The organism is Marinomonas gallaica, from assembly GCF_001639745.1.
Taxonomy (GTDB): domain Bacteria; phylum Pseudomonadota; class Gammaproteobacteria; order Pseudomonadales; family Marinomonadaceae; genus Marinomonas; species Marinomonas gallaica.
In genome coordinates this window covers 17,034-39,349 of record NZ_LTAX01000010.1, presented here as the reverse complement: position 1 = coordinate 39,349, position 22,316 = coordinate 17,034, and the positions used below count along the sequence as shown (strand labels likewise).

The 22,316-nt window shown below is 43.2% G+C and carries 19 protein-coding genes; 9 read left to right on the top strand and 10 right to left on the bottom strand.

Annotation, left to right across the window (positions count from 1 at the left end):
• Window positions 1-300: 300 nt before the first annotated feature.
• The 3 genes from AYW76_RS10950 to AYW76_RS10940 all read left to right on the top strand — a co-directional run bounded on the left by AYW76_RS10950 (window position 301) and on the right by AYW76_RS10940 (window position 4,968).
• Window positions 301-1,611, top strand: coding sequence for an aminotransferase class I/II-fold pyridoxal phosphate-dependent enzyme (locus AYW76_RS10950; RefSeq protein WP_067219785.1), 1,311 nt, complete (start codon window positions 301-303; stop codon window positions 1,609-1,611).
• Between the two features lie 238 nt (window positions 1,612-1,849).
• The gene (locus AYW76_RS10945; protein WP_197467809.1) at window positions 1,850-3,856 is read left to right on the top strand and encodes a GTP-binding protein; all 2,007 of its coding nucleotides are present in this window, start codon (window positions 1,850-1,852) and stop codon (window positions 3,854-3,856) included.
• Window positions 3,857-4,092: 236 nt separating this feature from the next.
• Window positions 4,093-4,968 carry a mechanosensitive ion channel family protein gene (locus AYW76_RS10940; RefSeq protein ID WP_067219778.1) on the top strand — a complete coding sequence of 292 codons (876 nt, stop codon included), beginning with the start codon at window positions 4,093-4,095 and terminating at the stop codon, window positions 4,966-4,968.
• A 172-nt stretch (window positions 4,969-5,140) separates the two neighbouring features.
• On the opposite strand, the gene AYW76_RS10935 is transcribed toward AYW76_RS10940, so the two are convergent.
• Entirely contained in the window at window positions 5,141-6,853 is a 1,713-nt protein-coding gene (locus AYW76_RS10935; RefSeq protein ID WP_067219775.1) for a thiamine pyrophosphate-dependent enzyme, read from the bottom strand.
• Window positions 6,854-7,122: 269 nt separating this feature from the next.
• On the opposite strand from AYW76_RS10935, the gene AYW76_RS10930 reads away from it, so the two are divergent.
• A complete protein-coding gene (locus AYW76_RS10930) occupies window positions 7,123-8,247 on the top strand; it encodes an App1 family protein (RefSeq protein ID WP_067219772.1) in 1,125 nt (374 codons plus the stop codon).
• A 179-nt stretch (window positions 8,248-8,426) separates the two neighbouring features.
• Here AYW76_RS10930 and AYW76_RS10925 read toward each other — a convergent pair whose 3' ends face one another.
• Both AYW76_RS10925 and AYW76_RS10920 read right to left on the bottom strand, forming a co-directional pair.
• Window positions 8,427-9,110 (bottom strand): hypothetical protein, encoded by a 684-nt coding sequence (locus tag AYW76_RS10925; RefSeq protein WP_067219768.1) that lies wholly within the window; start codon window positions 9,108-9,110, stop codon window positions 8,427-8,429.
• Window positions 9,111-9,270: 160 nt separating this feature from the next.
• On the bottom strand, window positions 9,271-9,648 hold the full coding sequence (locus AYW76_RS10920) for a hypothetical protein (RefSeq protein ID WP_067219765.1): 378 nt from the start codon (window positions 9,646-9,648) through the stop codon (window positions 9,271-9,273).
• Between the two features lie 504 nt (window positions 9,649-10,152).
• Between AYW76_RS10920 and AYW76_RS10915 the strand changes: the two genes are divergently transcribed.
• The 4 genes from AYW76_RS10915 to AYW76_RS10900 all read left to right on the top strand — a co-directional run bounded on the left by AYW76_RS10915 (window position 10,153) and on the right by AYW76_RS10900 (window position 13,496).
• Window positions 10,153-10,599: a carboxymuconolactone decarboxylase family protein gene (locus tag AYW76_RS10915; protein ID WP_067219762.1), complete on the top strand. Its 447-nt coding sequence runs from the start codon at window positions 10,153-10,155 to the stop codon at window positions 10,597-10,599.
• On the top strand, window positions 10,592-11,338 hold the full coding sequence (locus tag AYW76_RS10910) for a helix-turn-helix domain-containing protein (RefSeq protein ID WP_067219758.1): 747 nt from the start codon (window positions 10,592-10,594) through the stop codon (window positions 11,336-11,338). Before AYW76_RS10915 ends, AYW76_RS10910 begins: the two co-directional genes overlap by 8 nt.
• 214 nt (window positions 11,339-11,552) lie before the next feature.
• Window positions 11,553-12,527: a transposase gene (locus AYW76_RS10905; RefSeq protein ID WP_067219754.1), complete on the top strand. Its 975-nt coding sequence runs from the start codon at window positions 11,553-11,555 to the stop codon at window positions 12,525-12,527.
• Between the two features lie 264 nt (window positions 12,528-12,791).
• Window positions 12,792-13,496 (top strand): transposase, encoded by a 705-nt coding sequence (locus AYW76_RS10900; protein ID WP_156489066.1) that lies wholly within the window; start codon window positions 12,792-12,794, stop codon window positions 13,494-13,496.
• 391 nt (window positions 13,497-13,887) lie between these two features.
• Here the strand turns inward: AYW76_RS10900 and AYW76_RS10895 are convergent, their stop codons facing one another.
• From AYW76_RS10895 to leuC, 7 genes are all read right to left on the bottom strand, one after another.
• Entirely contained in the window at window positions 13,888-14,307 is a 420-nt protein-coding gene (locus AYW76_RS10895) for a hypothetical protein (protein WP_067219745.1), read from the bottom strand.
• Between the two features lie 785 nt (window positions 14,308-15,092).
• A complete protein-coding gene (locus AYW76_RS10890; RefSeq protein WP_067219742.1) occupies window positions 15,093-15,773 on the bottom strand; it encodes an MAE_28990/MAE_18760 family HEPN-like nuclease in 681 nt (226 codons plus the stop codon).
• Window positions 15,763-16,818 carry a DUF262 domain-containing protein gene (locus tag AYW76_RS10885; RefSeq protein ID WP_067219738.1) on the bottom strand — a complete coding sequence of 352 codons (1,056 nt, stop codon included), beginning with the start codon at window positions 16,816-16,818 and terminating at the stop codon, window positions 15,763-15,765. Before AYW76_RS10885 ends, AYW76_RS10890 begins: the two co-directional genes overlap by 11 nt.
• 141 nt (window positions 16,819-16,959) lie before the next feature.
• Window positions 16,960-18,078 (bottom strand): aspartate-semialdehyde dehydrogenase, encoded by a 1,119-nt coding sequence (gene asd / locus AYW76_RS10880; protein ID WP_067219734.1) that lies wholly within the window; start codon window positions 18,076-18,078, stop codon window positions 16,960-16,962.
• A gap of 76 nt (window positions 18,079-18,154) precedes the next feature.
• Window positions 18,155-19,234, bottom strand: coding sequence for a 3-isopropylmalate dehydrogenase (gene leuB / locus AYW76_RS10875; RefSeq protein WP_067219730.1), 1,080 nt, complete (start codon window positions 19,232-19,234; stop codon window positions 18,155-18,157).
• Window positions 19,235-19,243: 9 nt separating this feature from the next.
• Window positions 19,244-19,894, bottom strand: coding sequence for a 3-isopropylmalate dehydratase small subunit (gene leuD / locus AYW76_RS10870; RefSeq protein ID WP_067219727.1), 651 nt, complete (start codon window positions 19,892-19,894; stop codon window positions 19,244-19,246).
• A 9-nt stretch (window positions 19,895-19,903) separates the two neighbouring features.
• Window positions 19,904-21,328 carry a 3-isopropylmalate dehydratase large subunit gene (gene leuC, locus AYW76_RS10865; protein ID WP_067219721.1) on the bottom strand — a complete coding sequence of 475 codons (1,425 nt, stop codon included), beginning with the start codon at window positions 21,326-21,328 and terminating at the stop codon, window positions 19,904-19,906.
• A 93-nt stretch (window positions 21,329-21,421) separates the two neighbouring features.
• Here leuC and AYW76_RS10860 point away from each other — a divergent pair, with 93 nt between their 5' ends.
• Window positions 21,422-22,303, top strand: coding sequence for a LysR family transcriptional regulator (locus AYW76_RS10860; RefSeq protein ID WP_082866198.1), 882 nt, complete (start codon window positions 21,422-21,424; stop codon window positions 22,301-22,303).
• Window positions 22,304-22,316 lie beyond the last annotated feature (13 nt).

Below are 22,316 nucleotides of genomic sequence, written 5' to 3'. Positions count from 1 at the left end.
TATTGACTCGTACCCTAAAAAATTTAAAAACTATTGATTGTTTTATATTAAAATGAATAGTCTATTAAGACCTATCCAAATGAAACGTTAGAACATTCGAGTTTTCAGTATCAATAGTGGCTGCCGGAGTGTTGTCAAAACGCCCGCCTCTAAGGCACTTCGTTGTACTGTAGCAACCCCTTCAATTTATTTTCCGCAATTTTATCTTGTGATTTGATGCATTTTAATCGTTACATTCTACTAGGTGGGTTGAGTTAGCATCTTTCAAACATTCACAAATTTGATAATGAAGCTTATTCAATGACAACTCTTATCGACAAAGAACTGATCAACAACGCATTAGACAAAGCAAACATCTCTGCACTTTCTCGTGCAGGTATTCGAGAGCTGGTGTCCTTGGTTAATCAACTTGAAACCGAGTCAGGGCAGCGGTTTATTCGAATGGAAATGGGCGTACCAGGCCTAGAGGCGCCTTCAATTGGGATTGAGGCTGAAATCACAGCCTTAAAATCTGGTGTAGCGTCTAAATATCCTATGATTGAGGGTGTTTCATCTTTAAAGCATGAGATTAGTCGCTTCTGTAAAGCATTTCTAAATATTCAAGTAGATCAAGCTGGGTGTTTTCCAACCGTTGGTTCTGCTCAAGGCGCCCTAGCCTCATTTGTGGTGGCAAACCGACTTCGCGAAAATGGAAAAACACTGTTTATTGATCCTGGGTTTCCTAACCAAAAGCGTCAATTGACAATGCTAGGGCAACAATGGGGAAGCTTTGATGTTTACGAACACAGGGGTGATGCACTTGAAGAGGCGTTAGAAAAACACTTATCTAGTGGAGAGTATACAACGCTGCTTTACTCAAACCCCAATAACCCAGCTTGGATTTGCTTTGATGAGAAAGAACTGCAAATCATTGCCAAAGTAACAAAGCGTTATGATGTTATTGTCATTGAAGATTTGGCGTATTTCGGAATGGACTATCGAAAGGACTATGCAAAGCCTTTCCAAGCACCATTCCAACCAAGCATTGCCCTCTATACAGACCAACATATATTGCTGATTTCTAGCTCTAAGGTATTCAGCTATGCAGGTCAAAGGGTCGGTTGTTTAGTGATATCAGACGCACTGTTTGCGCGAGAATGCCCGACATTAAAACCATCACTTGGTCAAACTCTGTTTGGTAAAGCCATCACATTAGGGGCTTTGCATAACTTTTCTTCGGGTGTCACTCACTCAGCACAATATGGGTTGGCCGCAATGTTAAAGGCTGCTAGTGATGGCGAGCTTCCATTTTTGCAGATCACAAAAATCTATAAAGATAGAGCTCAAAAGATGAAGCGAATGTTTCTTGAAAACGGCTTCAAGTTGGTTTACGAAAATGACAATGGCGAATCATTAAGTGATGGTTTTTACTTCACTTTGTCTCATCCCGACATGGATGGCGACACATTAATGAAAACGCTGTTGTGCTTCGGTATCAGTGCAATTTCCTTAGCAAATACCGGTTCGGAGCATACCGATGGCATTCGAGCTTGTGTTTCTCAAGTTCAAGACGAACAGCTAGACGATCTAGCCGCGCGTCTTAAAGCGCTACACGATTCGCTTAAACATTAAAGATAGTCTATAAGTAGTTATTTAGACAAAGAATGATCTCACCCATTTTTTAAAAATGAGATCCTTCTTTTTAGTTTAAGGCAATTGAAAAGCTCAGCTTGGATTGTGTCGATTAAAGACCAAATATCCGACTTATTAACGTTAATACCTATTTTCACTGTCTTCACAATCTTTTGTCATTCGAACTCCTGCATTAACCAAAGTAAACTATGCGCTTATTTTTAGCTAGAGATTGCACGTGACGAAGGTTTGTAAAAATATTGGCATTGTGGCCCATGTAGATGCTGGCAAGACCACCTTAACTGAACAGTTGCTATTTGCTTCAGGCGCGACTCGAAAAGTGGGCAGTGTCGATGACGGAACGACAGCAACGGACTCTCTAACAGTAGAACGTGAGCGAGGCATTTCTGTTCGATTAGCAACAGAAACCTTCTATTGGAACGATCATCAAATCAATCTGATTGATACCCCAGGGCATGTTGACTTTAGTGCGGAAGTGGAACGCTCTTTGCGCGCGTTAGATTGCGCCATTCTTGTCGTTAGTTCAGTCGAAGGTGTTCAAGCCAATACCAGCAGCATTTTTGATGCGCTACAGTATCTCAATATCCCAACACTTATTTTTATAAACAAGCTTGATCGAGCAGGTGCAGATGTTGAACGTGTCATGGCTGAAATCCATCAAAATCTCAGCCCCAATGCTGTCTTATTACAGCAACCAAGCAACTTAGGTCAAACGAATGCCGGAATATCGGATAGCTGGTTTAAAGCAAACTGCCCTAGCCAATTCACAAGTGAAGAACTTGAACCATGGTTACAGCCGTTGCTTGAACGCTTGACCGAGTTAGATGATGAGTTGCTTGAGGCCATTATAGAGAGTGTGCCAGTAACATTCGAGGAAGTGGACCAGAAACTTAGTCATGCTATTTCTTGCAACGAAATTTATCCTGTATTCACGGGTGTTGCCAAAGCAGGAATTGGCATCAATGAACTTCTAAACGCCATAATTCATTACTTACCTAATGCTAAACAAAATAATAATGCCGCACTTTCAGCGATCGTTTTTAAAATTGAGCATGATCAGCGTATTGGCAAAATGGCTTATGTTCGAGTGTTTGAAGGCACTCTCAACGCAAGAGATAAAATTCACAACGCTACTCGTAGTCACGAAGCATATGTTATTGAAGACAAAGCAAGCCAAGTTAAGCGTGTGATACGCGGTAAATATCAAGATATGGATTGTATCGAAGCAGGTGATATTGGCGTTGTCAGTGGTCTCCAGTCCGCAAAAATAGGTGATATATTAGGGCTTGGTGATGCTGTTCCTGATGCCTATCAGCTCTCAGCGCCACTTTTAACCGTTCAAGTAATACCAGATAATGAAAAAGATTTTAGCGCGCTGGCAAGTGCACTAACGGAGCTCGCTGATGAAGATCCGCTGCTTAATCTTGAATGGCTAGTCGAACAACGAGAGCTTCACGTCAACATCAATGGCTGGATTCAAGTAGAAGTGTTGCAAGCAATACTTCAACAGCGTTTTGCTATTCAAGCTACATTCAAGCAACCCAGTATTATCTATAAAGAAACTCCGACCCAACCTGTTGAAGGGTATGAGTGTTACTGGATGCCGAAACCTTGTTGGGCTATTGTAAGGTTCTTGATTGAGCCAGCTCAAAGAGGCTCAGGTGTGCATTACGAATCAAAAGTCAGCGTTAATCAAATCGCTGCAAAGTATCAAAATGAGATTCAAGCCAATCTCGCTAAAGCGTTAAAACAAGGTATCAAAGGTTGGAGCATCACGGATGTTAAGATTACCCTCATCGATGGCTCCGATCATGTTCAACACAGCCGCCCTGGTGACTTTATAATTGCCACACCGATGGCGATCATGAATGGTTTAAACGAGTCTGATACCGATTTACTCGAGCCTATTCTAGATTTTCAGATTCAAGCGGATAGTGAGCTGCTTGGTACCCTCACCAGTGACATCACTAAAATGCGCGGGCATTTTGACGCTCCAGAGTTCCAAGGAAATCGCGTCATCATACGAGGAAAATTCCCTGCTGCTACATCACTAGACTACGCAATAAAACTCGCTTCATTGAGTGGGGGCCATGCAAAAATGAGCACACGCTTATCAGGCTATGAGATCTGCTCGCCCGAACAAGGACAAACTACTGCTTACCGTGGCATCAGTCCATTAGATCGAGACAAGTACATACTTTGGGCTCGCGGCGCACTGCAGTAGTAGTGCGCCTGATATTCACCCAGATCATAAAACTAAAATAAATTGCTTTATTTTTTATGGATACTGTTCATTCTTTCCATTTCATTTCTCTACACGTATTTTTCTAGTCCAAGCGATACCTCAAAATCAATTCTTTTGCGTGGGAGGCGTGCCTACTTTGTTCTATAATCGACCTAGAATTCATCCCCAATCTGAGCGCTGGCATTCAAGTTTCAGTCATTTTAAGGAGTATACTGATGAAATTTATGGAGCCTTTGCAAGAGAAAGCTCACAGCATGTGGCTGGGAACAATTGAAATGTTGCCTTTGTTCTTTATTGCCGCCATCGTTTTATTCCTTACTTGGTGTGTATCCGCTGTTTTAACACACCTACTAAGACAATCTTTCAAACGCTCCAATATACGCCCTTCGTTACGCGACCTATTTATTACCTTAACGAAAGTAACCCTATGGACGATAGGTGTATTGCTTGCGGTCACTGTTATATTCCCAAGCCTCACTCCGGCCAAATTACTTACAGTATTAGGCCTAGGCTCCGTTGCCGTTGGGTTGGCGTTTAAAGATATCTTCGAAAACTTTTTTGCGGGTATCTTGATCATGCTTCGAAAGCCTATGCGCATAAACGATTACATCGAGTGTGAAGGCATTAGCGGTCGAGTTGAAAAAATTACAGTTAGAGAAACTTATCTTCGTGAAGTCGATGATCAACTTATTGTCGTGCCGAACAGTTTTTTGTTTAAAAACCCTGTTTATATACTGACAGACCTTGCAATACGGCGTTTCGACCTTGTCGTTGGTGTGGCCTACGGTGAGGATGTCAACAAAGCACGTGAGGTCATCATTGGAGCACTTGAAAACATTGAAGAGATCGATCAAGACCGCGGTATTGAGGTATACGCCCGAGAATTTAACGCTTCTTCGCTGGATTTTACCGTGCGCTGGTGGGCGAAATCTGACCCGCTGAGCATGCACGTAAGTAGGGATCGAGTCGTTACTGCTATCAAATATGGGCTTGATAATGCTGGCATTGAAATTCCATTCCCATATCGTACACTGACGTTTAAGGAACCTTTGAGCCTAACGAGTCGCGAAGAGGACTCAAAGACCGAATAAACAGCCAAGAGAAAGATGAGCGTTTCTTTTTAGCTGGCGAATTGCTTGGCCAGTGTCTCGATTTCTTCGCCCATATCTCTAGCAGAAATAGAGGTCAAAAAATCCCCATGAACATGGTTGCTGTTCATGGGGAATTCTGATTGCGTAAAAATCACTTCACTGAGCTCGATTTTTAGCGAAGAAAGTTATCTTTAAGCAAATCTGTCACTTCACTCATACGACCGTTTAGTACCGCTTTAATACCGAACAAGGCGGTTGAAGCAACTTGGCCTGCCTCAATTTTAGGAGGCATAACAAGCTCCATAGGGCTGACTTTGACATCCAACAAAGCAGGTTTGTCTGAAGCTAGCCATTGTTTCATAGCATTATCAATGTCTTCTGGTTGCTCAACGCGCCAAGCATCCAAGCCCATTGCTTTCGCTACTTCTGCAAAATCAGGGTTTTGCAACTTAGTGAAGCTGTCTAGCTGCCCTTCAACGCGCTGCTCCATTTCAACAAAACCAAGGGATTCATTGTTGTAAATAAGCAGTTTTACTGGGATATTTTCCTGCACCAAGGTTAATAAATCCCCCATCAACATGGTCATGCCACCGTCACCACAAAGTGCGATGACTGGACGATCAGGATATGCTTTCGCAATACCCATTGCCTGAGGATAAGCATTGGCCATAGTGCCATGAGATAAGCTAGTAAGAAAACGACGCGACCCTTTTGCTTCTAAGTGACGTAACAACCATACCATTGGTGAGCCACCATCTGCGGTAAAGATAGCATTATCACCGACTAACTCGTTGAGTCGTCGCGTCACCGTTTGTGGGTGTATCAAAGAGTGATCTGAGACTTCTTCTTTACGATAACCTTCTAAGTCTTTCTGCCATTGCTTTAGGGCTTTATCGAGATGAGCTTCATCGCTGCGTTGACTTAATTTTGGCAACAACTGTTGAACGGTTGCCTTAACATCACCCGTCAAACCCAAGTCAATTGGGCAGCGTTTACCTAGATGGGTGGTATCGAGATTAACCTGTGCGATTTTGGCATTTGTCGGGTAGAACTGTGTATAAGCAAAATCCGTTCCCAAACAAATTAATAGGTCACAATCCAGAACGGCTTCCATTCCTGCTTTATTACCCAAAATTCCTGTCATTCCAGCATTATAAGGGTTATTTGGCTCAATAAATTCTTTGGAGCGCGTACTGTGGACGATCGGAGCATTAAGACATTTCGCTAATCGAATAAGCTCTTCGTTGGCACCTTTTGCACCAATGCCCGCATAGAGCGTAATCTTTTCGGCCTCATCGATAAGCCCAACTAGCTTATCCATCTCTTCGGGATTTGGGTGAGTAACAGGCTGAGTTCGATGCACTGACCAATGCATATCACTGTGCATTTTTTCTTTGAACATATCGCCATTTACAACCACAACGGCCACACCTTGATGGGCTAATGCTGCTTGAGCCGCTTGCGTCACGATTCGCTGAGCTTGATCAGGGTGAGATATCCTTTCACAAAACACAGAGCATTGTTCATATAACTTAGTTTGATCGACTTCTTGAGGGAAATTAAGCCCCTCTTCTTGGCGATCAACATTCGATGCAATGAATACTAGAGGTGATCCATTTCGATGAGATTCAAAAATACCATTGATGAAGTGAAGACTGCCTGGCCCACATGTTCCTGCACAAAGCGCTAATTCTTGAGTCATGTAGGCTTCCGCGCCAGCAGCAAATGCCCCAACCTCTTCATGACGAACATGCACCCAGTCTATTTCAGAGGTTCGAATTTTATCTGTAAAATGGTTGATTGTATCGCCAACAACGCCATAGCAGCGCTTTGCGCCAGCGTTAGCCAATGTTTCAACGATTACTTCAGCAACATCTTTGCTCATCTTCATTTACTCCTTTCGTAACGTGTAAACTAATAATGACGCAGTAACTTATCGCTGTCTCAATGATTGGATGACTTTCTTCGAATATGCAAAGAAGTACGCTAAAAACACAATGTTCAAAGAATACGGTTCATCCCCTATAATTCATCGAACAATGGTCATCAAAGACAAGACTAATACGTTATTTTTTACTATACGTAGCATATTTGATAGCCTCACAGCATAAACCACCGTTCAACTATCATCAGGCCTTATTTCTAGGATTTAGAATGCATAAAACTGTTCGCCGATGTGTATACCGCCTTGAGAGGCGCTATGACAAGCTCAAGCATCGCTTCAAACGTTGGCGTGGCTACGCACCAGTGATCGTAGAGCCTTATATGACCTACGGTACGAGAGATGAATTATGGGTTTCCGGTCGATTGTTAGAAGCCAAGGGTGTGCAAGGAACCATCGAAGACAGTAACTGGAAAAACTTCGTACACATGATGCGTCGTTACCAGAGCGCGGAAATCCCTTTCACAGAAATTCAACTGACACTTGGTGCTGACAAACGAAATGTCTATACCGATGGCAATGGCTACTTTCACTACCGATGGCCTACTCCACCCAAAAAAGATGTCGAACAACCTTGGACAAAAGTCACGTTACAACCCGCTGACACTGGGCTGCCCAAAGCGCAAAAGTATACCGTGGCAGAGATATCCATACCTGATGATAATACCGAGTTTGGCGTAGTCAGCGATGTGGACGACACCATCATGCACACAGGTGCCACAAGCTTTTTGAAACATACAAAAACCGTCCTGTTCAACAATGCCCACAGTCGCACGCTATTACCTGGCACGTCGGAGTTTTACAGCGCCTTGCATAAAGGCACTACGGGTAACGCTAATAACCCGTTTTTCTATGTCTCCAGCAGCCCGTGGAATATTTACGATTTGATCGCCGAATTTATACGTATCAACAACCTTCCAAAAGGGCCAATATTGCTAAAAGATTTTGGCTTACGTGAAGACCGCTGGTTTAAAAGTGGCCACCAAGATTATAAAACTGATCGTATTAAAACCATCTTGAAAACATACCCAAACTTAAAGTTAGTCTTGGTCGGTGATTCAGGACAGCAGGATGTTTACGCCTATTTAAAGATTGCTAAAGCTTATCCAGACAGGATCTTAGCCGTTTATATTCGTGACTTAAAACCTAACGATCGATCGGAAAAAATCACGTCCGCAGCCAATGAATATGCTGATTACCAAGTACCTTTTGCTTTTATTCAAAGTGCTGGCGATGCCGTCGAGCATGCTAAAGGACTCTGCTTGGTAACAGATCAAGCCGTCAAATCCGTTAAAATGGATGCCGCGGCAGATAAGTCTGAAAATACTATTGATTAGTGTAATTACGAAATTTACTTTTTAGTAAGCAGGTACCTTATCTAGGATTAGGATGCTGAAATTGTAGACTACAATCAAAGAACCAAAATATGGCTATGCCACTTTAATGGCATTATAAAAAAGCCAGCTGTTAATAAAGCTGGCTGATTGCAAAAAATGTCAGTGGAGGTTATTGAAATTTAAGAATCCGCATGTGATGTAGCTTCAAATGTTTCGATGTCTTCAAAACTTCCAAACCAAAATTCAGAGCTCAGCAAGCTGAATTGACGAGATGAGCCGTTATCAGTGATTTGTTGCAGCTGCCAAATAATGCCAGGTGCTTCTTCGAACGTATCACCTTGTATCTGATCTTCATAAAGGCGGTGTATTAAAGCATCTTCACTTTGACCGTTGGCCAATAAACGCACCATCGCAGACTGCGGTGAGGTATCAAAAATCTCCATATCCTCGTCATTGGCCGCCGATACCGTCAGCTCTAATGCAACACCCGTTGGCTGCGCAAAGGTCCCATTGAAGGCTTCTCGCAACAGTGCGTAGGCGCTAAACAAAGATTCGTGATAAAGGCAGTTTGGATACTGCTCCCAAGCGCGATCATCCAGCATGTCGTGACTTATTTGATCTACCTTACCTTCTGTCAACTCAGGGAAAAGATGTGTTAGTACAATCGCTGCCGCCTCTTGAGGTGTTTGATCGTTAAATGACATCATGCACATTTCGCGCAGCTCCGACGAACTCATCGCTTCAACATCATCATCAAAGCCCATCAACGCTAGCATGGCTTTATAGTCAGAATCAGACCACGCATTATCGATCTGCTTAATTTTCTTGAAAGAATCAATTTGAACAGTAAATTTAGGTTGCATCTGGTACTCCTTGTTGGAACGCCTGCATTCAATAGAGACGGTATTCGTCTTAAATATTGCAACCCATGCTACGCCTAATAAAATGCTTTGAATACCGACCGACGTTAAGATCCACTTTGTACGCTAAATTGACAAATATAATCAAAATATAGGATTCAAATTAGTTTTTAGCGTTGTCAGATGAACTTTGCTGAGCCAATATTCTAGACACAACTGGATCGCTCTCATCTTCCCAGTTCAAATCATTAAGCGCACCTGTCCCTTCTAAAAAAGCATACGCCGCCGCTTGCGCATCTTGGCTTCCTAGTGCTCTACCATATACGTAGTAAGCAATCATTTTCGACACCACACGATAGGCTTCAAACTCATCCAGCCTTAACTTGAGCTCCTCCGCTAACAACGTAGCCTGCTTCCAGCCATAGGCCTTCACCACAGAGTGACATGCCCCTTCCTTAAGAGAAGCCCCCTGCTCAACGGTTAACCCATGCATCACGTAACCAATCTTACCAGCCGTATTCCAGTTATTAAAAAAGCCCAAAATACCACCTAAATAGACCTATGAATGTGCTGGTAATTTTACCTTATTAACGAAACCTCACCAAACCGTACGCTTGCCTACAAAAAGCCTTTTCGCGTTAATCTACGACCAATCATTCTTACGGGAAGCAAAGAAAAACTAAATTCTGTACAGAACGTATGAGTCACTTTTTAAGGTAGGTGTCTTAATTAACGCTTCTTTATCTCTTAGATAGCATGTGAGCACACCATTTTTGAATGGCTGATTAAGATCGCTTACGCTGAAAGTGAACTCATAAAAATAGTCTTGCTGACTAATGACGATTCACATCCGATAGCAACATATAACTTACCTAATTAAAGACAATATTGCTCACCTCGCAAGATACTCGCACTTGATTCGGGAAAATAGCGCCCTGCCATTAATTATTGATGACAGGTTTAATTCAGAATAAACGTCGATTTTATTCAATTATTCAGCAATCTTCGCACTTATACTGCCTTTCAAACCTAACGGAGAGAAGCAATGAAAAGAGCTGATTACGTCAATTTACCCTCTACCTTACTAAATCACCTTTTTGATCAAGAGGTATTGATCAAGCAAAATGTGGAAGAGACTTTTGGTCTCACGATTTGGGAGTTAGTTAAGCTACGCTCATCACAACTAAATCAATGTGCCTACTGTATTGCAATGCACACGAAGCAAGCGCGACAGTATGGGGAAAATAATAATAGAATTATTGGATTGAGTGCATGGCGTGATATGCCCTTTTACACCGCTAAAGAATGCCTAGCGCTTGAGTTGTGTGAAAAACTGACGCAATCTGAAGCGATTGACGATATGTTTTATGCAAAATTGACCCAAGAATTCGATGATGAGGCTTTGTTAACCCTAACGATTGCTATTAATGCGATCAATAGCTGGAATCGAGTCGTCAAAATGTTTAAGCCAAACGTGGACTTCAATGACTGAAGCGCTTTCTCTCGATATAGAAGCACCTCAAGGTGATGCCAGTAAGTATGTGCAGGCCATTTGGCTTGCACGTAGCGCTTTGGCTGGAGAGGTATGGCTTCCAAGTGATGCTGGGACAGGCGTCACATTTTTAATAAAAGGAAGTGCCCTCGTTGACGATGCACCAATCAAATACGCCTATGACTTTCAACGACATTCTATACAATCCAAAAAGCTTAGGTACTCATCTGAAATGTTACTTTTTGGGCTTCGCTTTCAACCGGCAGGCTTCACTCAATTAGAATCTTTCGGACATCCTCTAACTGATCCTAAAAACCTAGCTTTCATTGCGAAAAAAGCAAGATGCTGCTCCGATTTAACAGACTTTAAAAAAGTCTTAGAGCCCTTTTTTGACTTTAGCCAAACGCATAATCATATTGCCGATTTCACGCGAGCTTTTATTCAACAGCTCAGCGAGCACACTTCTCTTCTTGATGCCCTCGATCAAATCCCCCTTAGTCAGCGCCAGCTAGAAAGACATATCAAGCATCAGTGTGGCATTACACCAAAGCATTTGGAGCGGATATATCGTGTTCGCCATGCAATGAATGAGATCAAAACAAAAACAGATAGCACTCTAACTCATATCGCTTTGGAGTGCGGTTTCTCTGACCAGTCTCATTTAGTGAGAGAATTTAAGAGCATCGTTAAGATTACACCAGCAAAGTACCGAACACTTATTGCAGCACAAAAAAGATAAGATCGATAACTTATATACGTAAAATATCATTCAACATCACCTTCGAATAACTGTTACTGTTTTAGCAACACTTCTTCTACCGTTGGCACCGCCCCTACCCTAGAAGCTATTTCCCCGATCGCACTCATAAACGGTAAGAGAAAAAACCATAACTGTATATTTATACAGTTATGAGCTAAACTTAACAAATTATCTCAAGGATCGAGAATTAAATATGCCAAAGCCAAGAAGCCAACTCATAAGTATTGCCGACACGCCCTACTACCACTGTGTTTCCCGTTGTGTTCGTCGAGCCTTTCTTTGTGGCGAAGACCCAGTGACTGGTCAAAGCTATGAACACCGAAGGGAGTGGGTTGAAAAACGATTGCTATTTCTAAGCTGTACCTTTGCCATCAAGGTTTGCGCTTATGCGGTCATGAGCAACCACACTCACCTAGTTCTCTTTATAGATCATGAAGCTGCAGAGAGCTGGACAACAGAAGAAGTCCTAACCCGATGGCATACCATTCATAAAGGCGCCATGATCACCCAGCAATATATGCTGCAAGGACAAGTACCGGAATATCTACTGCCATTACTGGATGCAACTGTCGAATCATATCGCCAACGGCTAATGGACATCAGCTGGTTTCTGAGAGAGTTGAACGAAAATATCGCACGTCAAGCCAACTTAGAAGACCAATGTACCGGTAGGTTCTGGGAAGGTCGATTCAAATCTCAAGCCTTACTCGACGAAGCCGCACTGATGGCCTGCATGGCCTATGTCGATCTAAATCCAGTACGCGCTAAAATGACTGATACTCCTGAGCACTCTGACCACACCAGTATCAAAAGACGTATTCACAGCGCGAAGCAAAACCAACAACCTAAAACACTCTATCCATTTATTGGCAATCCACGAAAAAATCAACCCAAAGGTCTACCCTTTAAACTTGAAGACTACCTAGAGCTTGTCGATCTCACTGGACGTATCGTGCGCCAAAATAAACGCGGTGGCATAGACCTATCCTTCGCCCCAATATTACAACGCCTCAATATCCCGTCGGAAAACTGGCTCACCATCGCCACCCAATTCGAACAACACACCTTCGCCGCCGTCGACACAGAAGCCATTCTATCCAACTACTACCAAAACGCCGACTATAAACGAAGGCCAAAAATCAGCAAAGCGAAACAGCTACTCGCCTAACTCCACTCCATTCTCTACTTTCTATATTGCTTTCCTTGCAGGGTAATCACTCGCCTTTAATTCGTTAAAATCTACGAAATAACCCCCTTAAGTGTCAATTCAGACGTAAAAAAGCCAGTTTCGACTGAATCTGGCTAGGCGTTTGGCACTGGTTAGAATTGAAGTACCAGTCACTTTTTAAAGTGGGTGTCCTAATTAACTAATCACACCCACCTCGTATTATTCATCGATGGCGAGACTGCCAAAAACTGGACAGCAGATGAAGTGTTACAGCGCTGGCACAGCATTCATAAAGGGACAATGATCACTCAACAATACATGCTGCAAGGCCAAGTGCCTGACTACTTACAGCCATTACTGGATGCAACCGTCGAATCTTATCGCCAACGGCTAATGGACATCAGTTGGTTTCTGAGAGAACTAAATGAAAATATCGCACGTCATGCCAACTTCGAAGACCAATGTACCGGTAGGTTCTGGGAAGGTCGATTCAAATCCCAAGCCCTACTCGACGAAGCCGCACTGATGGCCTGCATGGCCTATGTCGATCTAAATCCAGTACGCGCTAAAATGACTGATACACCTGAGCACTCTGACCATACCAGCATCAAAAAACGCATTCACAGCGCTAAGCAAAACCAACAGCCTAAAACACTTCATCCATTTATTGGTAATCCACGAGAAGATCAACCCAAAGGCTTACCCTTTAAACTCGAAGATTATCTTGAACTTGTCGATCTGACTGGCCGCATTGTGCGCCAAGATAAACGCGGCAGCATCGACTTATCTTTTGCCCCCATCTTGCAGCGTCTCAATATCCCATCCGAAAACTGGCTCACCATCGCGACACAATTTGAACAACATACCTTAGCCGCCGTTGGCACAGAAGCCATTCTATCCAACTACTACCAAAATGCAGGCTACAAACGAAGACCTAAGATCAGGAAATCTAAAAAGCTACTGGCCTAATCGGGCTATTCCCCTCCTCGCTTTTACCATTGCCTAATGGGTAAGGCACCTACTCGCTTTAAAACCGCCAAAACAGCTCTGATACAGCCAATCTTTCAACTAAAATGCATAAAAATCCAGCCTTGGATGGAACTGGCTAACTTAGAAGAACTGAACTAGAAGTCACTTTTTAAGATGGGTGTCTTGATTAACTTCTCCCTCCACACCTTTGCTATTGCCTCATCGGTAAGGCATCCACTCGCCTAAAATTCGTCAAAACAGTTCAAATAAAGCCAACTTCCCAACTAACACGTACAAAAAAGCCAGTCTCGGCTGAAACTGGCTAGTTGTTTGGCATTAGTTAGAACTGAGTTACGAGACACTTTTTAAGGTGGGCGTCTCAATTAGCATTTTACTTTTTTAAGCGGACTAAATCACCTTGTACAACAAGACACTCAAACCTTTTCTTTGGCTCCAAAAAGAAGCTGCCTTCTTCATACTCGGTAATTCGTTCTATTCTTGTATTCACCAAAAGATCGCCATCAATACCTTGTTGCTGACCAGCTCTGATAGCATCATCCATTGCGCGTTGCATTAGATTATCTTTTGGGCCTGAAATATAGGCTAAATTGTGTAGGTTTACTCTATAACAAGCTTTCCCTTTTGTATAAGAAACTGTGTTGGAATCTTTTTCATAATCCAGATGCCTGACATTGAATGAAGAGGCCGCTGTAAATTGACCTAAACGCTCATTTGTATCTGCTGGAAGCTGAGCGCAGCCAGTTAAAGATAGTGCAATTGCTGGAAGTAGAAATCTATTTTTAATAATCAAAATATATCCTTATACTTTTTAAAGTAAAATTATTTAAAAAATTTGAATAAATCTAGCATATATAAAACAAAAAGACTATATGCCACTTTTAAAAGGTGGGTATCTCAATAACTCAACGAGTCACTTTTTAGGGTGGGTGTCCCAATAACTGTCGATTCTCTACTTTCTATATTGCTTTCCTTGCAGGGTAATAAATCGCCTTTAATTCGTTAAAATCTACGAAATAACCCCCTTAAGTGTCAATTCAGACGTAAAAAAGCCAGTTTCGACTGAATCTGGCTAGGCGTTTGGCACTGGTTAGAATTGAAGTGCCAGTCACTTTTTAAAGTGGGTGTCTTGATTAACCCTGAACTGGCTAACTTAGAAGAACTGAACTAGAAGTCACTTTTTAAGATGGGTGTCTTGATTAACTTAACGAAGGCCAAAGAGACAGCTACTAGTCTAACAAATCCCCTTCGCCCTTTTGCTATTACCTTAATGGTAAGGCACCCACTCGCCTCAAATTCAACAAAACAGTTTAAATAAAGCCTATTTCCCAACTAACACGCACAAAAAAGCCAGTCTCGATTGAAACTGGCTGGTTGTTTGACACTTTTAGAATTGAGTTATGAGTCACTTTTTTAGGTGGGTGTCTTAATTAGTTTGGTGTCCTAATTAATTACTCTGAGTAACTCCAGAAAGCCAGCTATGGTTAGAACTGGCCTATTTAGAAGAACTGATTAGAATTGAGCTACGAGCCACTTTTTAGGGTGGATGTCTCAATTAATCTCGGTCTATCAAATAATTTAAATGTCATATTCACTTAAATGTAAAGGATTTATATATTTTCTATTATTTACATAGTCTTCAAAAGTAGATATAAATTGCTCAATCACTGTTTGTATATCCTGAGTCTTCCTTCTTAAGATTTCGGCTCTATGCCTTTCACCAACTAAAACAGGAGTCTCCCTACCATGGGCAACAGCATTACGGTTATTAACTACCTCATCAATTGTAGCCCTAATTCTTGGATCTACATTGATTGGATCTGCTCCAAAGCTTTTAATGGTCTCAACCAAAGTCTTATACCAAACATTCTGGAGGTTTTCCGCTAAAACCGTATTATTTAAAGTAAAAATTTCATCAGACTCTATGCTTTCAAACAATTCTATAGATTTAGAAAAATAGTTTTTACTACTACACTGTTTGAAAGCTTGCATTTTTGAGTTTAAAGAGATCACATTGAAGGAGTTCTCATAATGTCTATTCTTAACCTGACATTGCGAAACAAGCAAAATAGTTTGTTCGATTACTTCGTTAACAGTTTTTTCTAAGGCCGAATACAAATGAACATAATATAACCCTCGCATAATTTTTGACTCTACGGAGTAATCTGTCAATCCTTCACTATGTTCTATGAAAGCTAAATTCACTAACACTTCAGAAAAGCGCTCTCTAGACTTAGATCGAACGAAACTAAATGGCATTTAGAATTGAATCCCTAACTATAGTCACCCTCTTTTCAAGCATCTTTTTACTGTTTGTTGCACCTGTAGTACATTTTTTCAATTCAGAATTGTTCAATAATTCTGCAAGGTTTTCAAATGTACATGCTTGACCGGAAAACAGTGCTTTAGCACAACCGACAGATATTGCCTCATAAAGAACTATAGGAGTTATATTTTTTCTTACTCCTCTGACAATACCATCTGGCAAGTTCTCATTCAAAACTCTAAAAGTGCTTTCAAATAACTCTTTCAATCTTTTCTTATCTTTAAACTCTTTTGTCTTTTTCTCCATAAAGTCATTTAGAAATTCTTTAACTCCATGTGCAAATAAATCATAGTCCTCATGATATGCAAAAAATCGGAGAACTAACTCTTCATAGCTACCTAGTCTTTCTGACTTCTCAGTCATTTTTACAACAGATCTAAAGTCCTCATTATCAGAAAGCTCCTTTAGAAAGTCATTAAACTCACCAATAAATACACAATTTCTAATCTCTTGCTCATGAAGAGTAACACCACCAGTATTTAACCTTTCAAAGAGATCATATCGAACATTGAAGTCACTTCGATCATTCAGAACTGTGATTCTTAGCGCCCTAGTTTGTAGCATGAACTGCATTGACTTTGGAAAATCCTCGTATCTGAGTCCATTCATTGAGTCTAATTTTTCAAGTCCACTTAACTTCAATTTCTTATGTTGGATTCCTTGTCTAGATAAGGAATCTTCATCACCAATAAAATTAAGAATTGTGGTTAAGCGTTGCAAACCATCAATAACTTCCCATGATGCATCACGATTTGTTGCCATAAATAAGCTAGGAATTGGAATACCAAGAAAAAGTGACTCTATCAAGGCTGATTGCCTTGCATCATCCCAAACAAAATGCCTTTGATATTCAGGTGCTATATCTACCATTCCCTCAAGCACCATGTCGTAAATTTGTTTTAGAGTAATGTCATAGCTATCAAAAGCAACTGACCTTCGATTTCGATCGAGTTGGTCTTGTATTTTGATTATATTCAATTTGTCTCCCTCATAAATTAACTAGTGCAAAGTCCAATGAAAAACAATATATGAAAATGGAATTGCTGACATTAAACTAAAACAAAAAAACCCGCTACCTTCCAGCAGCGGGTCTTTCAAACTCAATCCACCAAAAGCCAATTAGCCTTCAATCAGGATACGCAACATACGACGTAGTGGCTCTGCTGCACCCCAAAGTAGTTGGTCACCGACTGAGAAGGCGCTGATGTATTCAGGGCCCATGTTCAGTTTACGGATACGACCGACTGGAATACCAAGTGTACCAGTGGCAACAGTAGGCGTTAGACGCTGCATAGTGGCTTCTTTGTCGTTTGGTACCACATCAACCCATTGGTTGTGCTCTGCAAGCAAGCCTTCGATGTCCGCGACTGGGATATCTTTGTTTAGCTTGATGGTGTACGCCTGGCTGTGACAGCGCATCGCACCGATACGTACACATAGACCGTCCACTGGGATTGGCTTGCCATCGATGCCTAGGATCTTGTTACATTCCGCTTGTGCTTTCCACTCTTCACGGCTTTGGCCGTTATCAAGTTGGCTGTCGATGTAAGGGATCAAAGAACCCGCTAGTGGTACGCCAAACTGGTCAGTTGGAAGCGTACCAGAGCGCATTTTATCTGCCACTTTACGGTCGATGTCTAGGATCGCACTGGCTGGATCAGCCAACTCAGACGCCACTTCTGCGTTCAATAGACCAAACTGATTGATCAATTCACGCATGTGACGTGCACCGCCACCAGACGCCGCTTGGTATGTCATGGAGGTCATCCACTCGATGTGGCCTTTTTCAAACAGGCCGCCTAGAGCAAGAAGCATCAATGAAACAGTACAGTTACCACCCACGTAAGTTTTAACGCCATCTTGCAAACCTTGCTTGATCACGTTTTGGTTGACTGGATCTAGGACGATGATGGCATCTTTGTCCATACGCAGCGAAGACGCGGCGTCGATCCAGTAGCCATTCCAACCAGCATTACGCAACTGTGGGTAGACCGCTTTAGTGTAATCACCACCTTGACACGTAATAATGACATCCATCTTTTTCAGTGACTCAATATCCATTGCGTCTTGTAAAAGTGGAATATCTTTACCAATATCTGGGCCAGCTTGACCCGTTTGGGACGTAGAGAAGAACACTGGATCAATATGATCGAAATCGTTCTCTTCACGCATACGTTGCATCAGCACAGAACCTACCATTCCGCGCCAGCCGACTAAACCTACAGTGTGTTTTGACATGGTTTTTTTACCTTTTTTAGGGTGGGTCTACTCATACCAAGAGCAGTATCCCGAGTTAATGCTTAATTATTATGAATTAAGCGCTTAATGCAGCAAGTACAGCATCACCCATTTGTGATGTGCTTACTGTTTCGCTTCCCTCTGAAGCGATATCTGCTGTGCGAAGACCTTGGTCAAGCACTTTGCTTACAGCGGCTTCAATCGCGTCCGCTGCATCTTTTGCATTCAATGAATAGCGCAACATCATAGCAACAGAAAGGATCGTCGCCAATGGGTTTGCGATACCTTTGCCTGCGATATCGGGTGCTGAACCGTGACAAGGCTCGTACATGCCTTGACCTTTTGCGTTCAGAGAAGCAGAAGGTAGCATACCGATAGAGCCTGTCAACATGGCTGCCGCATCTGACAAAATATCACCGAACATGTTGCCGGTTACCATGACGTCAAATTGCTTCGGCGCGCGCACCAGCTGCATTGCAGCGTTGTCGACCAACATGTGCGACAGTTCAACATCTGGGTATTCTTTGGCGACTTCTTCCATGACTTCTTTCCACAGAACCGTCACTTCCAGTACGTTGGATTTATCGATAGAACACACGCGTTTGCCACGCTGACGTGCTGCTTCAAAGGCAGAATGCGCGATACGGCGAATTTCAGACTCGCTGTACACGTAAGTGTTGAAGCCTTCACGCTCGCCGTTTTCTATCGTGCGGATGCCACGTGGTTGACCGAAGTAAATACCACCGGTCAATTCACGCACGATCAAAATGTCTAGGCCCGCAACAATTTCAGGCTTCAAGCTGGACGCATCGGCCAATTGTGGGTACAGGATCGCTGGGCGCAAATTGGCAAATAGCTCAAGGTTAGAACGCAGACCCAATAGACCTTTTTCAGGTCGAACGGACATGTCTAGGCCGTCCCATTTCGGACCGCCTACTGCACCCAATAGGATCGAGTCCGCCGCTTTGGCTTTGTCTAGCGTTGTTTCAGGCAGTGGCGAACCCGTTTCATCGTAGGCAGAACCGCCTACTAATGCGGACTCATGCTCAATACCTAAGTCAAAAGAAGCGTTTACTGCGTCTAGTACGCGAACCGCTTGTTCAACGATCTCTGGGCCAATACCGTCACCCGGCAATATTAATACTTTCTTAGACATATTCTTTCCTTACAATGCGCGCGCTTCGAATAACCAAGGCGCTGTTTGAATGCGTTTTTCTTCGTAGGCGTGGATCGCGTCGGCTTGCTGTAGTGTTAGACCGATGTCATCCAAACCGTTTAGTAGACAGTGTTTACGGAACGCGTCGACGTCAAAGCTGAATTCTGTACCAGACGGTGTTTTAACCGTCTGATTTTCTAGGTCAACGGTTAGTTCGTAACCTTCGTTTGCTTCGACCTCTTCGAACAACTGATCCACTTCTTCTTCCTTAAGTACAATCGGAAGTAAGCCGTTTTTGAAACAGTTGTTGTAGAAAATGTCGGCAAAGCTTGGCGCGATCACGGAGCGAATACCGAAATCATCCAATGCCCAAGGCGCGTGTTCACGGCTTGAACCACAACCAAAGTTACTGCGGGCCAGCAACACGCTGGTGCCTTGGTAACGGTCTTGGTTTAGCACGAAGTCTTTACGTAGTGGGCGGCCAGTACATTCTTGGTCTGGCTGACCTTCGTCTTCGTAGCGTAATTCGTCGAATAAGTTTTTACCAAAGCCTGTACGCTTGATGGATTTCAAGAACTGCTTTGGAATGATCATATCAGTATCAACGTTGGCCAAGTCTAAAGGCGCAGCGATACCTGTGTGTGTTGTAAATGGGCGCATCGCTAACTCCTAGTGTTTAACCAATTCGTTTACGTCTACAAAGTGACCAGCGATCGCAGCGGCGGCTGCCATCGCAGGGCTCACCAAATGCGTACGGCCACCGAAGCCTTGACGACCTTCAAAGTTACGGTTTGATGTTGACGCACAGTGTTCGCCGTGACCCAGTTTGTCAGCGTTCATCGCAAGACACATCGAACAGCCTGGCTCGCGCCATTCAAGACCCGCTTCAGTGAAGATTTTATCCAAGCCTTCTTTCTCGGCTTGCTCTTTCACCAAACCAGAACCCGGTACAACAATGGCTTGTTTCAACGTGTCAGCGACTTTACGGCCTTTTACGACTTCTGCCGCGGCGCGTAAATCTTCAATACGAGAGTTGGTGCAAGAACCAATGAACACACGATCTAGCGTAATGTCCGCAAGGGTTTTCTTGCCTTCTAGGCCCATGTATTTCCAAGCACGTGCGTAGCCGTCACGAGTCACAGCATCTGCTTGATCTTCTGGACGCGGGATGTCTTGATCGATGGCAATGACCATTTCAGGAGACGTACCCCAAGTTACTTGTGGCTTGATGTCGGCAGCGTTTAAAACCACCACTTCGTCAAATTCCGCGTCTTTATCAGACACTAAATCTTTCCATGCTTCGACAGCCATGTCCCAGTGTGCGCCTTTCGGTGCGTAAGGGCGGTCTTTAACGTAGTCGATGGTCGTTTGGTCAACGGCGATCAAACCCACGCGTGCGCCGGCTTCAATCGCCATGTTACACACGGTCATACGGCCTTCCATGGAAAGTGATGCAATCGCTGAACCGCCGAATTCGATGGCGTAGCCGGTACCACCAGCCGTACCGATTTCACCGATAATCGCCAACACAACGTCTTTTGCCGTGACGTATGGTGATAACTCACCGTCTACGCGTACAAGCATGTTGCGCATTTTTTTCTGTACTAGACACTGAGTAGCAAGTACATGTTCTACTTCTGACGTACCGATGCCGTGTGCCAATGCTCCGAATGCACCGTGAGTCGATGTATGCGAATCACCACACACAACCGTCATACCCGGAATCGTTGCGCCCTGCTCTGGGCCCACTACGTGAACGATACCTTGGCGGATATCGGTCATTTTGAATTCTGTAATGCCGAATTCGTCACAGTTATCGTCCAAAGTGGTCACTTGGATTTTTGATACTGGATCGGCGATGCCGTTCACACCGCTCTTACGTTCTTCCACGGTTGTTGGAACGTTGTGATCTGGCGTAGCAAGGCTTGATGTTAAACGCCATGGTTTGCGGCCATGCAGACGTAAGCCTTCAAACGCCTGTGGCGACGTTACTTCGTGAAGCAGTTGTAAGTCGATGTAGATTAAAGCACTACCATCGTCACGCTGTTGAACAAGGTGGCTATCCCACAACTTGTCGTAAAGTGTTTTTGCCATTGCTTTCTCTCCTACTTAAGCATTGCGTTATAGTACTGCGTGTACTTAAATTACTCCAATTCATATTTTTCATGTTTTGGATAAGTATTTGGAATGATGGACATACAAGAGCTGTTAACGTTTATTAAAGTGGCGGAAACGCATTCTTTTTCGGATGCCGCCGATGCGCTGTTTATCACCCAGCCAGCGGTCAGCAAACGCATCGCCGCACTAGAGTCGAATTTAAATGTGAAATTATTTGACCGTATTGGCCGTCAAATACATTTAACCGAGGCCGGAACGCGACTGTTACCCAAAGCTAAGCGCCTCGCCAATGATTTAAATGATATTAAACGTAGCATGACGTTACAAATGGACGATGTTTCTGGTGAGCTGAACATTGCTACTAGCCATCATATTGGGTTACACCGTTTGCCCAAGACCCTCAAACGATTTCAGCTAGAATTTCCGCAAGCGGAAATAAAGATCGACTTTACTCAGTCAGAAGATGCGCACCGTCAAATTATCAAAGGCGAAGCGGAAATTGGCATCATTACCCTGTCCTCTCAGTCTGAAAACATGCTTAATGCCATTCCCATTTGGTCGGACCCTTTACAGTGTGTCGTGAGTCTTGATCACCCGCTGGCTCAATTAGACGACGTGGATGTGATCGAACTTTCCAAGTACCCATGTGTCTTGCCACACGAAAACACCTTTACCCGCCAGATCGCCGAGAAAGTGTTTGCCGTGAATAACGTTCGTCCACAGGTCAAAATGAACACCAACAACCTTGATACCTTAGCGATGTTGGTCAGTATTGGCTGGGGCTGGTCATTAATTCCATCGACGGTGGTCAACGATCAATTAGCCGTGGTGAACCTACCCGACTTAAACGTAGAGCGTAAATTGGGTGTGATTCATCATAAGCAACGCACGTTAAGTCGTGCCGCCTCAGCATTTATTGAGTTGTTACAAACGCAATCAATGAATTCCTAATCCTTAATCAAAA

Coding starts and splice junctions, on each gene's coding strand:
- AYW76_RS10950 (WP_067219785.1), top strand. CDS start 301: ATGACAACTCTTATCGACAAAGAACTGATCAACAACGCATTAGACAAA.
- AYW76_RS10940 (WP_067219778.1), top strand. CDS start 4,093: ATGAAATTTATGGAGCCTTTGCAAGAGAAAGCTCACAGCATGTGGCTG.
- AYW76_RS10935 (WP_067219775.1), bottom strand. CDS start 6,853: ATGAGCAAAGATGTTGCTGAAGTAATCGTTGAAACATTGGCTAACGCT.
- AYW76_RS10930 (WP_067219772.1), top strand. CDS start 7,123: ATGCATAAAACTGTTCGCCGATGTGTATACCGCCTTGAGAGGCGCTAT.
- AYW76_RS10925 (WP_067219768.1), bottom strand. CDS start 9,110: ATGCAACCTAAATTTACTGTTCAAATTGATTCTTTCAAGAAAATTAAG.
- AYW76_RS10915 (WP_067219762.1), top strand. CDS start 10,153: ATGAAAAGAGCTGATTACGTCAATTTACCCTCTACCTTACTAAATCAC.
- AYW76_RS10910 (WP_067219758.1), top strand. CDS start 10,592: ATGACTGAAGCGCTTTCTCTCGATATAGAAGCACCTCAAGGTGATGCC.
- AYW76_RS10905 (WP_067219754.1), top strand. CDS start 11,553: ATGCCAAAGCCAAGAAGCCAACTCATAAGTATTGCCGACACGCCCTAC.
- AYW76_RS10890 (WP_067219742.1), bottom strand. CDS start 15,773: ATGCCATTTAGTTTCGTTCGATCTAAGTCTAGAGAGCGCTTTTCTGAA.
- asd (WP_067219734.1), bottom strand. CDS start 18,078: ATGTCAAAACACACTGTAGGTTTAGTCGGCTGGCGCGGAATGGTAGGT.
- leuB (WP_067219730.1), bottom strand. CDS start 19,234: ATGTCTAAGAAAGTATTAATATTGCCGGGTGACGGTATTGGCCCAGAG.
- leuD (WP_067219727.1), bottom strand. CDS start 19,894: ATGCGCCCATTTACAACACACACAGGTATCGCTGCGCCTTTAGACTTG.
- leuC (WP_067219721.1), bottom strand. CDS start 21,328: ATGGCAAAAACACTTTACGACAAGTTGTGGGATAGCCACCTTGTTCAA.
- AYW76_RS10860 (WP_082866198.1), top strand. CDS start 21,422: ATGATGGACATACAAGAGCTGTTAACGTTTATTAAAGTGGCGGAAACG.